General features: G+C 56.8%; 10 protein-coding genes, 1 tRNA gene and 1 rRNA gene. 4 read left to right on the top strand and 8 right to left on the bottom strand.

The annotated features are described in order from the left end of the window. The first annotated feature begins 10 nt into the window (after positions 1-10). The 3 genes from DDA898_RS16890 (at position 11) to DDA898_RS16880 (ending at position 1,842) form a co-directional block, all read left to right on the top strand. Positions 11-86: transfer RNA gene (locus DDA898_RS16890), tRNA-Thr, on the top strand. 42 nt (positions 87-128) lie between these two features. Continuing rightward, positions 129-244 (top strand): 5S ribosomal RNA (rrf, locus tag DDA898_RS16885). A gap of 299 nt (positions 245-543) precedes the next feature. Next, entirely contained in the window at positions 544-1,842 is a 1,299-nt protein-coding gene (locus tag DDA898_RS16880) for an MFS transporter (RefSeq protein WP_038911811.1), read from the top strand. On the opposite strand, the gene DDA898_RS16875 is transcribed toward DDA898_RS16880, so the two are convergent. The 5 genes from DDA898_RS16875 to trxC form a co-directional block, all read right to left on the bottom strand. After that, positions 1,839-2,162: a YfiM family lipoprotein gene (locus DDA898_RS16875; RefSeq protein WP_038911810.1), complete on the bottom strand. Its 324-nt coding sequence runs from the start codon at positions 2,160-2,162 to the stop codon at positions 1,839-1,841. The two genes, DDA898_RS16880 and DDA898_RS16875, sit on opposite strands and share 4 nt — an antisense overlap. 115 nt (positions 2,163-2,277) lie before the next feature. Then, positions 2,278-3,633, bottom strand: coding sequence for a CDP-diacylglycerol--serine O-phosphatidyltransferase (gene pssA / locus DDA898_RS16870; protein WP_038911809.1), 1,356 nt, complete (start codon positions 3,631-3,633; stop codon positions 2,278-2,280). Between the two features lie 151 nt (positions 3,634-3,784). After that, positions 3,785-6,451: a bifunctional acetate--CoA ligase family protein/GNAT family N-acetyltransferase gene (locus DDA898_RS16865; protein WP_038911808.1), complete on the bottom strand. Its 2,667-nt coding sequence runs from the start codon at positions 6,449-6,451 to the stop codon at positions 3,785-3,787. A gap of 33 nt (positions 6,452-6,484) precedes the next feature. Further along, the gene (locus tag DDA898_RS16860; protein WP_038911806.1) at positions 6,485-7,201 is read right to left on the bottom strand and encodes a tRNA-uridine aminocarboxypropyltransferase; all 717 of its coding nucleotides are present in this window, start codon (positions 7,199-7,201) and stop codon (positions 6,485-6,487) included. A gap of 87 nt (positions 7,202-7,288) precedes the next feature. Next, complete coding sequence (gene trxC / locus DDA898_RS16855) at positions 7,289-7,714, bottom strand: thioredoxin TrxC (protein WP_038901919.1); 426 nt, start codon at positions 7,712-7,714, stop codon at positions 7,289-7,291. A 510-nt stretch (positions 7,715-8,224) separates the two neighbouring features. Here trxC and DDA898_RS16845 point away from each other — a divergent pair. Further along, positions 8,225-9,433 (top strand): tRNA/rRNA methyltransferase, encoded by a 1,209-nt coding sequence (locus DDA898_RS16845; RefSeq protein WP_038911804.1) that lies wholly within the window; start codon positions 8,225-8,227, stop codon positions 9,431-9,433. Positions 9,434-9,518: 85 nt separating this feature from the next. Here the strand turns inward: DDA898_RS16845 and emrB are convergent, their stop codons facing one another. The 3 genes from emrB to mprA form a co-directional block, all read right to left on the bottom strand. Next, positions 9,519-11,051: a multidrug efflux MFS transporter permease subunit EmrB gene (gene emrB, locus DDA898_RS16840; protein ID WP_013319206.1), complete on the bottom strand. Its 1,533-nt coding sequence runs from the start codon at positions 11,049-11,051 to the stop codon at positions 9,519-9,521. A gap of 17 nt (positions 11,052-11,068) precedes the next feature. After that, entirely contained in the window at positions 11,069-12,244 is a 1,176-nt protein-coding gene (gene emrA / locus DDA898_RS16835; RefSeq protein ID WP_038911803.1) for a multidrug efflux MFS transporter periplasmic adaptor subunit EmrA, read from the bottom strand. Between the two features lie 174 nt (positions 12,245-12,418). Then, positions 12,419-12,931 (bottom strand): transcriptional repressor MprA, encoded by a 513-nt coding sequence (gene mprA, locus DDA898_RS16830; RefSeq protein WP_013319204.1) that lies wholly within the window; start codon positions 12,929-12,931, stop codon positions 12,419-12,421. Positions 12,932-13,028: the final 97 nt, after the last annotated feature.

The raw sequence follows: 13,028 nt of genomic DNA, 5'->3' as shown, positions 1-13,028 counted from the left end.
AATTATGTGTGCTGATATGGCTCAGTTGGTAGAGCGCACCCTTGGTAAGGGTGAGGTCCCCAGTTCGACTCTGGGTATCAGCACCACTTGTTTTAAGTAGTGTTCGGCGAATTAAATAAAAGAATTTGTCTGGCGGCAAAAGCGCGGTGGTCCCACCTGACCCCATGCCGAACTCAGAAGTGAAACGCCGTAGCGCCGATGGTAGTGTGGGGTCTCCCCATGCGAGAGTAGGGAACTGCCAGACATCAAACAGCAAGAAAGGCCATCCAGACGGATGGCCTTTTTTCTTTTGCTTGTCCTGAATAACGTTGAGGCGTTCCATTTACTATCCCCATATTCACTGATTATATCCTTACCATATTCCCGGGATTTCCTGCTTTAATCGCAATGAAATAACCTTTGCTGTTATTTCATTGCAGAGTGACGCCGTCAGCTTAAATAATTACATGAACCAGTTAGCCTTTGCCTTGAACTACCGAGCCTGTTTTACTGTATCTACTATAAAATAATCATTAAATAGCAGACAGGAAGGGTAACGCTTATATGGCAAAGACAATAAACCCACAACAAGAAACAAACACCATAAATACCGCACGCCAGCGTATCTGGGCGATCGTTGGTGCGTCATCGGGAAATCTGGTGGAATGGTTTGATTTTTATGTCTATTCGTTTTGCTCTCTTTATTTTGCTCATATCTTTTTCCCGACCGGTAATACCACAACGCAATTGTTACAGACCGCCGGCGTATTTGCCGCCGGATTTTTGATGCGTCCGATTGGCGGCTGGATATTCGGCTATATTGCCGATAAATATGGCCGTAAGAAATCGATGCTGATTTCTGTGTGCATGATGTGTCTGGGATCGCTGGTGATCGCCTGTCTGCCTGGTTATGCGGCGATTGGCGTCTGGGCGCCGTTATTGTTATTGGTAGCTCGTCTGTTTCAGGGGCTGTCGGTTGGCGGGGAGTACGGTACTAGCGCAACCTATATGAGCGAAGTGGCGCTGGAAGGGCGTAAAGGATTCTATGCTTCGTTCCAATATGTAACATTGATCGGCGGTCAATTGCTGGCATTACTGGTAGTAGTGATCCTGCAACAAGTGCTTTCCGATACGGATTTGCGTACGTGGGGTTGGCGTATTCCGTTTGCGTTAGGTGCGGCACTGGCCGTGGTGGCGCTGTTTCTGCGTCGTTCGCTTAACGAAACGTCAGCCAGTGAAACTCGCGCGCATAAAGATGCCGGATCGCTGCGCGGGCTGTGGCGCAACCGTAAAGCTTTCATTATGGTGCTGGGTTTTACCGCCGGCGGCTCGCTGAGCTTCTATACTTATACCACCTATATGCAGAAATACCTGGTGAATACCGCCGGGATGAATGCCAAATCCGCCAGCGGGTTGATGACACTGGCACTGTTGGCTTTCATGCTGTTGCAACCCGTGTTCGGCGCGCTGTCCGATAAAATCGGGCGTCGCAGTTCCATGCTGTTTTTCGGGTCGTTATCGGCATTGCTGACGGTGCCGATTCTGTCTGCATTGCAAGGGGTAACCAACCCGGTCATCGCGTTTGCGCTGGTGATGCTGGCTCTGGTGATCGTGAGTTTTTATACCTCGATCAGCGGCATTCTCAAGGCGGAAATGTTTCCTCCAGAGGTACGGGCGCTGGGCGTTGGGTTGTCTTACGCCGTGGCGAATGCCCTGTTCGGCGGTTCTGCTGAGTATGTGGCGCTGTCGCTAAAATCGCTGGGTACGGAAGAGGCGTTCTTCTGGTATGTTTCGCTGATGGGCGCGCTGGCGTTTCTGGTTTCACTCGGGCTGCATCACAAAGGGAAAGGCGAGAAGCTCTAACGATGGGCGGCCTGCCATAAACAGTAGCCGGCCGTTGCGCCGGCTATGTCCCAGGTGAAATCTTTCCAGCTCCAGCCACTACCTTGCGGCCGGCTGTCGTAAGCTTCTTTGGCCGCGCCGATGCTGACGGAAAACATCAGTCCGAATGCGGCACTGCGATCACGGCTCTGATGCTGGTGTTCCGCGAATTCACTGCCCGCGGCGCTGAGCAGCGCTGATGCCATGAAATGTTTCGCTTTGTCGATGCCTGTCCACTGATCCTGCGCCATGTGCGCGCATCCTGAACAAACGGGCAGCAATAATAGTAGTGCTTTGCGCATCATCTCCCCTCGTGACCGGTATTGCCACTGGCCGAAGAAACCTGACAAAGCTTACTACAGCAATGACCATTCCCGGCAGAGTATTAACAAACTGTGCCGGGAATACGGCAGATGGTTACAAAATCCGGCTGATCAGGCGATCGATGCGGATACGGCGCAGGCGGCGGATAAGCTTGCGCACTTTTACCGGATATTGCGCGATGCTTTGCAACTGTTGGTAGTGAGTAATGATTTGAGTATGGGCGCGGATGCACTCCAGCTCTTGCTGACGTTGTACCTGCAATACCTGCTCCGGGTCGTGAATCAGGATGGCGTTTTCCAGATCCAGCCGCCAGGCGCGGGGATTGAGGTTATTACCTGTCAGCAATTGCCAGTTATCGTCCACCCACATGCCTTTCAGGTGAAAGCTGTTGTCACCGTCCTTCCACAGTCGGATCACCAGTTGGTTGCTGTCGATGTATTTCTGCAACCGGCTCAGAAAGCGACGCAGGTTGATTTCATACAGGTACGGCAGCGCACCGATAATCCGGAACGGCTGATCTTCGGGGATAAAGAAGTCGTTTGCCGTCTTGTCGCCAATGATAATCTCGATCTGCTTGCCGTTGCGTAGCAGACGGATAATGTTGCGTACCAGCAAGGCCGGTAAGTTGAAGTAGGGGGTGCACATCACCAGGCGCTGCTCAGTGCAGTACATCAGATGATGGATCGTACGGTTCAGCGGGCTCTGCTTGCCCAGACCGACCAGCGGCGTCACCGTCAATTGGTGGTTGTTGTCACCGACGCCCGGCAGCAGATAAGTCGCGGAGCGCAATGACTGGCGGAACTGGCGGATATCGTTCTTGATATCGATAGTTTTAGGGCGAGACGAACGGTCCAGCCGCTGTACGGCGGACGACGCCAGTAGGTCCTGTACATAACGCGCCATGACATCGGCCAGTACAGGGTTATGAATCAACTGATAGCGGTCATAACGATATTTTTCATGCTGATGCAGGTAGACATCGTTCAGACTGGCGCCGCTGTAAAGCACCGTGTCATCGATAATAAACCCTTTCAGATGCAGGACGCCCAGCGCTTCGCGCGTATTGACCGGGACGCCATAAATCGGGAAGGGCGCATCATCGTACCGTTGCGCCATTTCGTAGTACCAGTCAGCGTTGGTGCTGTCGGCGGCGACGCCGATACGGCCGCGCTGGGCGCGATGCCAGTCGACCAGTACGACGATCTCCAGTTCCGGGCATTGGCGTTTGGCCTGATAGAGTGCGGACAGAATGCCTTCGCCGCCGTCATCGTGTTCCAGATACAGAGCTACCAGATAGATGCGTTTCTTCGCCTGCAGAATCTGTTCTGTCAGCGTAGTACGGAAAAGCGCCGGGCTATGAAGCGTCTGGACATCATCGGCAGACTGATGAATTTTAGGCAGTTGTGCAAGGTGTTGTTGATATTTCGTACGCTTTAATTTTGACAACATCACAGTGCGATTCTTCTCTCATCGTGGGACCGCATGGTCATAAATATACGTTAAGGCATAGCCGAATCGGGCGATGATACCACTACTTGGCAGGCGTTGTGAGCAAGTTTTACAGCCTGTAGCGAGATCCCGCCCGCATCTGCGCGCCTGATTATGGCTGTGTGGACGATGCCAGCGGCAGTTCCAGCGTCACAATACCGTCTTCCAGTTGCACATCAACGGCGAAGCCCAGTTTTTTCGCCAGCGTGACCATACCTTGATTCGTCGGCATAGTGATGCCGCTCAGACGAGCCAGGCCGTGGGCGCGGGCATAGTGGATCAGCTTTTCCAGCAGTTTTCTGCCTAATCCCAGCCCTTTCAGATCGGATCGCACCAGTACGGCGAATTCCGCGCTGATATTGTCCGGGTCGGCGATGGCGCGTGTGACGCCGATGATCTCCTGTTTGCCTTCCGCGCCTGACCGTACAGCAATAAACGCCATTTCACGATCGTAGTCAATTTGGGTCATATTGGCTAAATCTTCGTGGGTAAATTCGTTGATTTCACTGAAATAACGGTAATACAGATCCTCGCGGGTCACTTTCCCGATAAAGCTGGCCAGCAACGGTTCGTCTTCGGGCAAAATGGGGCGGAACAGGCAGGATACGCCATCTTTGAGCTGGACGGTTTCTTCCAGTTCCTGCGGGTAAGGGCGGACAGACAGACGAGACTGCGGGTCGCCGCTGAACGGTGCCAGATGCAACGTCACATCCAGCAGCGTGAATTCGTCGCCGGAGGCCAGCAGCGGGTGAATATCCAGACGCGAGATCTCCGGGCAATCCAGAATCAGGTTGGAAACCTGCACCAGTAACCGGCTGAAAGCCGGAATATCCAGTGGCTTGAGCGCGATTTGGCTGCGGATTTTGCCGCTTTTCAACGCCTGGACGATCAGATAACGCGCCAGCGCCATATTCAGCGGCGGTAATGCCACCGCCGCCTGCGTTTCCCGGCTCCATTCGATTCCGCCTTCACCCAGCATGATGATCGGACCAAAGATGGCATCCTGCTCGACCGCGATACGCAATTCCATTGCACCGGTACGATTCGCCATGCCCTGTACCAGCAAACCATGTACGCGGGCTTGCGGGTTGGTGTGCCTGACCCGTTCCAGCATCGCTTCCGCCGCCAGTTGCACCTCTTGCGCATTCTGCAGGTACAGCATGACGCCCTGAATTTCCGATTTGTGGGGAATATCCGGAGAGCGTAGTTTAAGCGCGACCGGGTAGCCGATTTTTTCCGCGATGTACACCGCTTCGGTACTGTCGCCGGCAATCCAGGTCGGCAACGTATTCAGTCCGTAGGCCTGCAGAATCGGCTGAACTTCATGGGTATCGAGCCGGGTGGTGCCTTCCTGCAACGCCTGTGCGATCAACTGGTGCGCCTGTGCGGCATTGGCGGTGAGATCTGATGGCAGCGCCGGGGTTTCTTTCAACTGCTTCTGGTTACGGCGGTATTCGACGATATGCATGAACGCGATCACCGCGCCTTCCGGGGTGCGATAAGTTGGGATTCCCGCCTCGTTAAACAGGCGGCGCGCTTCTTGTGAGGAGAATTCGCCGCACCAGTTGGTCAGCAGCGTGATGCGTTTGCCGCGCGGATGTTGCTGCAACTGCTGAATCAGGCTTTCTGCGCTTTCCGTGCCGGGCGCGGCGGCGCTTGGGGCGTGGATAATCAGCAGCGCGTCGTAATCGTCGCTGTCCAGCAGTGCCGACAATGCCGCCAGATAACGTTGCGGCGTGGCGTCGTCGCGCAAGTCCAGCGGATTGCCGACGGCGACGGTGTCGGGCAACGCGGCGCGCAACGCCTGCTGCGTTGCCTCGCTCAGCGCCGCCAGTTTGCCCTGACGGGCGATTAACTGATCCAGTGCCTGAGCGGCGGGCGACGCGCCGTTGCTGACGATCAGCAAGCGCTCGCCGCGCAGCGGACGCAGGTGGCTGAGGGTTTCCACCGCCGAAAACAGCTCGTGGGTATCCTGCACCCGCAGTAGCCCGGCGCGCTGGATGGCGGCGTCATAGGCGGCGTCCAGCCCGTGCTGGCCGTCATGCAACAGTTGCTGCGCCTGTCGGCTGCGCCCGCTTTTGATTACCAGAATCGGCTTGTTGCGGGACGCGCTGCGCGCTGCCGAGAGAAAACGCCGGGCGTCGCTGATATGTTCCAGATGTAGCAAAATGGCGCTGGTTTTGCCGTCCCGCGCCAGAAAATCCAGCAGGTCGTCGACGTCAATATCCAGGCTGTCGCCGAGCGCGATAAAGTAGGAGAAGCCGATACCGCGCTGTTGCGCCCAGTCCAGTATGGTGTTGGACACCGCCGCCGACTGGGAGATAAACGCCAGCTTGCCTTTCAGGATCGGTACCGGCGAAAAGCTGGCGTTGAGTCCCTGCCAGGGCGCCAGCAGGCCAAGGCTGTTTGGCCCCAGCAGCCGTATGGCATAGCGCGTGGCGCAGCTTTTTAGTTCGGCGAACTGCGATGGCGGCGCTGAGAGCACGATGACCGTTTTACAGCCGCGCTGCCCCAGCGCTTCCAGCAGCGGCAGATTACGGTCGGCGCGCGTGCAGATAACGGCGAGGTCGGGCGTCATCGGCAGGCTGGCGACATCGCGGTACGCCAGTACGCCGCAAACCGCTTGATATTTGGGCGTTACCGGCAGCACCGGTCCGTTGAAGCCGCCGTCAAGCAGGTTGCGCATCATCAGAAATCCGGCTCTCCCCGGTTTTTCCGACGCGCCGATCACCGCAATCGAACGGGGCCGCAGCAGAGCCTCTAATCCGCGCTGACTCATCAGTTACTCCTGTTGGAAGACACCTGATTGATCTTAAACGTCTGTTGCCGGTTTTGCTGTGACAGTGGAAGAAATTTTCTTTTTCGCGTGGTGGGCTTTGCCTGCCAGATAATGGCGGCGAAAACGGTCGAAATGCTCTGCCAGCGCTTCGGCGGCATCGCTGTCGCCGGCCTGGCGTAACAAGGCAATGGCGATTTCCGCCGTACAGTGCTGCCCGGCGCTGCTGGCCTCCCGTAGTTGATAGCTGGACAACGCATCTACACTTAGCGACAGGATCGGCAGCGTATCGAGGTATGGGCTTTTGCGGAACATTTTGCGCGCTTCCGGCCAGGTGCCGTCCAGCATCACGAACAGCGGCGGTTTGCCACCGGCGGGCAGTTGGTGACAGACCTGACGGCCGCTTTCATTGTCGTCCGCCAGAAATACCAGCCAGGGTTGATACTCTTCTGTCTGCAAGGCGGCAAGCAACGCCGGATCCGGCTCGGTACGAGACCACAGAAAGGCATCGGTCTGCGGCAGGACATCGGCAATCAGGCGGCCGGTATTACTGGGCTTCATCGGTTCGGTGTCGAACATGACCAGACAGAAGCGGCTGCGGGCGGTACGCGGCGAGAGGGTGTCGCACAGGCAGTGGATTTCCGGCAGCAGGCAGCGCTGGCAGCGGATTACACGACAGCCGCGGGCACGAAACGGGCGAGTGGAGAGAGCAAGGCGCTGCTGGCGCAGCCGTAGCACAGCGTTACCGGTCATGATTTTCCGTTCAAAAGCGACATTCTAAACGACTGGGCTGCCGAGCTGAAGCCCCGCGTATTGGCGGGGCGTGTTGTGAGAGACGACTTACAGCGACTCGCTAAGCCAGCTTTCAAACGGGGCTTTGGGCATGGCGCCGTTGAGCATATCAACCACCTTGCCGTGTTTAAACAGCATAATGGTAGGAATACTGCGGATACGGAAGCGGGCGCTCAGGCCGGGCTCCGCTTCGGTGTTGACTTTGATAAAGCGGATTTTTCCGCCGTTTTCGTCGGCGACGCTTTCAAAAACCGGGGCAAAGTTAACGCACGGCCCGCACCAGGGCGCCCAGAAATCCACCACCACCGGCAGATCGTCCTGCAACAGTTTATCCAGCGTTTCTTCAGTGGCATTAATCACCTTGCCGCTGAACAATGCTTGACCGCAGCGGCCGCATTTGGCGTGTTGGTGATCATGACTACGTTCTTCTGGCAGGCGGTTGGTGGCGTGGCAGGATGCACATACCGTATTCATAAACGGGCCTCGGTAGCAAAAGGGCTGGAATCAAGTGTACTGTTGATGGAAGCGCGCCCAGCATACGCGAAGAGATCAACAGACGGTGGTGCGAAAAGCAGGATAAGTATGGATAGCGGGCCGAACGCCAACAAGGCGTTTTACTCAATGGTTATAATAGTTATACCCGTCATACTTCAAGTTGCAGATGTGTTGGCTTTATTACTCGGCCCATCCCTGGGCCTCGCCCTTTCAGGGCCGCAGCACGCTGCGTTCAACTCTGCTCCCGGCAGAGTTGTCACTCACCCCAGTCACTTACTCATGTAAGCTCCTGGGATTCGCTGCGTCGCCGCGTTACAAGGCTCAATGAGCCTTGCCCTGTCGGGCCAACGCACTGCGTTGTTCAACACGCAATGCGTGTTGTCCTGCAACTCGAATTATTTTGGGTATAGTGACTTTTATGATCGGGTTGGTGGCTAAGCGGGTGGACATAGGGTAATCTTCGCGCCCAGCGCGTAGGTGGAGAACAACATGAGCGATGAATTAAGTGGAAAGAGCGGCAAAGTCCGCGTCATGTACGTCCGCAGCGAAGACGGGGACGAGAAGAGCAGTAAGCCGAAACGTACGCCGGATAAGCGTCGTGGCGATGGCGACAACCGTGGTCGTAAAGGGCGGGATGGCGCGCCTCGCGGTGGGCGTGACAATGCCGAACGCGGCGGGCGTGGCAATGCCGAACGTGGTGGGCGTGACAATGCCGAACGTGGTGGGCGTGACAATGCTGAACGTGGTGGCCGTGACAACGCAGAGCGTGGCGGCAGGGATAGCGCCGAGCGCGGCGGCAAATGGCGTAGCGAGTCGGCAGGGCGTGAACGCCCGCGTCCGCCGCGTCGCGAGCCGGTTGAACAGGCGGATTCTCCCTGGAAAACGGTGTCGCGTGCACCGGGAGAAGAGCCGGATCACGGCGGCATCAGCGGCAAAAGCCAGATCGATCCGGAACAGATTCGTCGCCAGCGGTCGGAAGAAACCCGCGTCTACGGAGAAAACGCCTGTCAGGCGCTGTTCCTGAGTCGTCCGGAAGCGATTGTGCGCGGTTGGTTCCTGCAGGAAGTCACGCCGCGTTTTCGTGAAGCGCTGCGCTGGATGGCGGCCAACCGCAAGGCTTACCACGTGGTGGAAGACGACGAGCTGGTTCGCGCGTCCGGTACTGAGCATCACGGCGGCGTGTGTTTCCTGATCAAGAAACGCCATGGTCTGGATGTGGCGGCGTATCTGAGCGAAGCCGGGGATACCGACTGCGTGCTGGCGCTGGAAGATGTCGGCAATCCGCATAATCTGGGCGGCATCATGCGTAGCTGCGCCCATTTCGGCGTGAAAGGCTTACTGGTGAATGACGCCGCGCAGCTGGAATCCGGCGCGGCGGTGCGCACGGCGGAAGGCGGTGCCGAGCATGTGAAAGCGATCAGCGCTGATGGTCTGGTCGATGCGCTGGCGCAGTTCCGCGCCGCCGGTTACACCATCGTCACCACCTCCAGTCACAAAGGCACGACCTTATCGAAAGTCTCGCTGCCTGCCAAAACGGTGATTGTGCTGGGGCAGGAAGGGGATGGCTTGTCTGACAGCGCCTGGCAGCAGGGCGACGTCAAAGTGTCGATTGACGGCACCGGTAATGTGGAAAGCCTGAATATCTCGGTGGCGACCGGGATCCTGCTGGCGGAATGGTGGCGGCAGAATCACGGCTAAGTCCCGTTCGGCGAGGGAATAAAAAAGGTGGCTTTGGCCACCTTTTTTGCTTTTGTGCTTTAGCTTATGTCGTTCGGCTCGTAAATCAGTGCGCGCCGCCGGCCGAGTGACTGCCGAACGGCGGTTTGGCGAACCACACCAGCACGATCAGCACGACGAAAACCCCGGCCGACAGCCAGAAGATTTCGTTGGCGCCAATAATCAGCCCCTGTGCCGTGATCTGCTGAGCCAGATAGCTGGATACCTGCTGTTGACTCATGCCCATCGCTTCCAGTTGCTGATAAGTCTGCTGTGCCAGCGGATTGTAGGGATTGATCGCCTCGCTAAGCTGTTCGTGGTGCAACGCTTCCCGGCGCTCCCACAATGTGGTGGTGATCGACGTGCCGATGGAACCCGCCAGCGTACGGGCAAAGTTCGACAGGCTGGAGGCGGCCGCCATTCGTTCCGGCGGCAGGCCGGAGAGCGTGATGGTGGTCAGCGGCATAAAGAAACAGGCCACGGCAAACCCTTGCACGAATTGGGGCCAGGCGGACGCGCCGAAATCCATTGCCGGCTCAAAGGTGTAGGCGCGCCAGTAGAAGCAGACCGCGTACATGATAAAGCTGAACGTCACCAGACGGCGCATATCGAGCTTATGCATGAACCGCCCGATGAGCGGCGAGAGTATCACCGGCATCAGGCCCACGGGTGCGGAAGCCAGCCCGGCCCAGGTGGCGGTATAGCCGAACACGACCTGCAGCAACTGCGGCAACAGTACGATAGCGCCGAAATAGAGCATGAACGCCAGACTGGTGCACAGGCAGCCGATGGTAAAATTGCGCATCTTGAACAGCGACAGATCGACCACCGGGTGGTCGTCGGTCAGCTCCCAGACCACCAGCACGGTTAGCGATACCACGGCGACTACCGCCAGCACCACGATTTCCGTCGAATTAAACCAGTCCAGTTCTTTGCCGCGGTCCAGCATCATCTGCAGGCAGCCAATACCCGCCGCCAGCAGTACTAACCCAATCGTGTCGATGGGGCGGATTTCGGTTTTGGTTTCGCGCCCGCGCAGTGTCTGCAGGGTGATCAATACCACTACGATGCCTAGCGGTACGTTAATAAAGAAGATCCATCCCCAGTGGTAGTTGTCGCTGATCCAGCCGCCGAGGATCGGGCCGAAGATCGGGGCAACCACCACCGTCATTGACCACAACGCCAGCGCAATACCTCGTTTGGCCGGCGGGTAGTTATTCAGCAGCAGGCTTTGGGACAGTGGAATGATCGGACCGGCGACCAGACCTTGCAGCATACGGGAGACGATCAGCATCTCCAGGCTGGTGGACATGCCGCACAGCCAGGAAGTCAGGGTGAACAGCACGGTGGCCCAGATAAACAGGCGCACCTCGCCGAATCGTTTGGCTAGCCAGCCGGTGATGGGGATGGAGATGGCGTTTGCCACCCCGAAAGACGTGATGACCCAGGTGCCCTGTGAGTTGGACGCGCCGAGATTGCCGGCGATGGTCGGAATAGCTACGTTGGCAATTGTCGAGTCCAGCACCTGCATGAACGTCGCCAGTGACAGGGCGATCGTCATCAGAGCCAGCGTCATGCCCTCAAGTGGTTTTCTTGTCACGCTGCTCTCCTCTGGGGTTAGCCAGCGTTGGCGCCGATGATCTGGTCGATCATCTGGTTGACGGGCGACAGATCCAGATCCAGCGCATCACTCTGGTATGCCGGTGTTGCACGGGATGCATCGGACAGCACCTTGCCGTCGGTATTGGCGGTATCCACTTTAACCAGCGTCGACAAGCCGATGCGCAACGGATAATCGGTCAGTTGCTTCGGATCCAGTTCGATACGTACCGGCAGGCGCTGCACGACCTTGATCCAGTTACCGGTGGCGTTCTGGGCCGGCAGCAGCGAGAACGCGCTGCCGGTTCCCATGTCCAGGCCTACCACCTTGCCTTTGTACACCACGCTGTCGCCATACAGGTCGCTAATGATGGTCGCCGGCTGGCCGATGCGCATGTTGGCCAGTTGGGTTTCCTTAAAGTTGGCGTCGACCCACAGCGGAGCGGCCGGTACCACCGCCATCAGAGCGGACGACGGGGTGACGCGCGCGCCTAACTGCACGCTGCGGCGGGAGACATAGCCATCCACCGGGCTGACGATATGGGTACGTTTGAGCGCCAGCCAGGCGTTGCGCAGGTCAGTAGCAGCCTGGGCAATGGCGGGTTGCTGCTCTAATGAAGTATTCAGCACCAGCGCCTGAGTGGCGGCATACTGCTGTTTGGCCGCTTCCAGCGACGCTCTGGCGCTGGCGACCTGGTCGCGCGCGTGTTGCAGGTCTTCCCGGCCGATAGCATTGGCTCGCCCCAGCACTTCACGGCGGTTCAAGTCGCTGATAGCTTTGTCCAGCGCAATCTGCTGCAGGTCGATGTTGGCTTGGTACTGACGGACGTTGATCATCTGCTGATGAACCTGGCGCACGCTATTGGCCAACGTGGTTTTCGAGCGTTCAAAGGCTTGCTCGGCGTCGGTTGGGTCAAGCTCCACCAGCACGTCGCCTTTTTTAACGAAGTCGGTGTTGTCGACGTTGACGCGGGCGACGCTGCCGTTAACCTGCGACATAATTTGAATCTGGTTGCCGGCGACATAGGCGTCGTCGGTTTCCTGATGGTGCCGCAACACCAAATACCAGTAGGCAAACCACACACAGCCAATAAAGAAAAACACAATCATCAGCAGCGTGAGAATTCCTTTACGCGATTTTTTGGATTTCGATGGCATAGTTGGTGGAGTCTGCTTTTCCACGTTGGCACTCATGGTTCTCTCCCAGTTAAATTTCTTTTTTTTCGGCCTTTCATGGCCTTTGATTGCCTTTCATGGCGGTATCGTGCGGTGACGGTTTTTTTTAAAAAAAAGCACGGCACTACCTGCAAACTAATGAGGTTTGCAGGCAACGATGGCGGTGGTCTCTGTCAGGAATGGCGACGGGCGTTAAATGCCGTCCTGATCCATTTCATCAAGACGCTGTAACAGCTTGCGCATCAGCACTTCCAACTGATCTCTTTCACTGTCTTCAAGGGCGGAGCAGAGAATATTCAGGCTTCGGTGCTGAGGCGGCAGCAGTTCATCCAGAAAGGCTTTGCCTTTCTCGGTCATGTACAGGTACAGACAGCGGCGGTCGCTGTCGCTTTCACGCCGTTCGATCCAACCGCGCTTTTCCAGTTCATCCGCGATGCGGGTGGCGTTGGTGCGCGAGGAGCCGAGCGCAGCGCTCAGTTCGGAAGGCTGAATGCAATAATTTTCCTGCGATTCCAGCGTCAGCAGTGCCATGAACAGGGTTTCATTGATGTCCTGTTCTTTCAGCATACGGTTACGGTGTTCCAGTATTTTGGTTTGCATATGCAGGAACAAACGCAGCAGCAGGACTTCACGATAAGGGAAATCCGGGCGGCGCGAAGCCCGCATACGCAGCATGTCTTCAATTGGGGCGAATGAACTTTCCATAGATGGCAACCTTATTAATCACGACCTGCATAGTAACTAATGTTACTAATTAGGTAAATGCGAGAAACTTGTCGATTAGTGCTTATTTTGTCACTGG

Origin of the sequence: Dickeya dadantii NCPPB 898 (genome assembly GCF_000406145.1) — a bacterium.
Lineage (GTDB): Bacteria > Pseudomonadota > Gammaproteobacteria > Enterobacterales > Enterobacteriaceae > Dickeya > Dickeya dadantii.
This window is presented reverse-complemented; position numbering and strand designations above follow the sequence as displayed.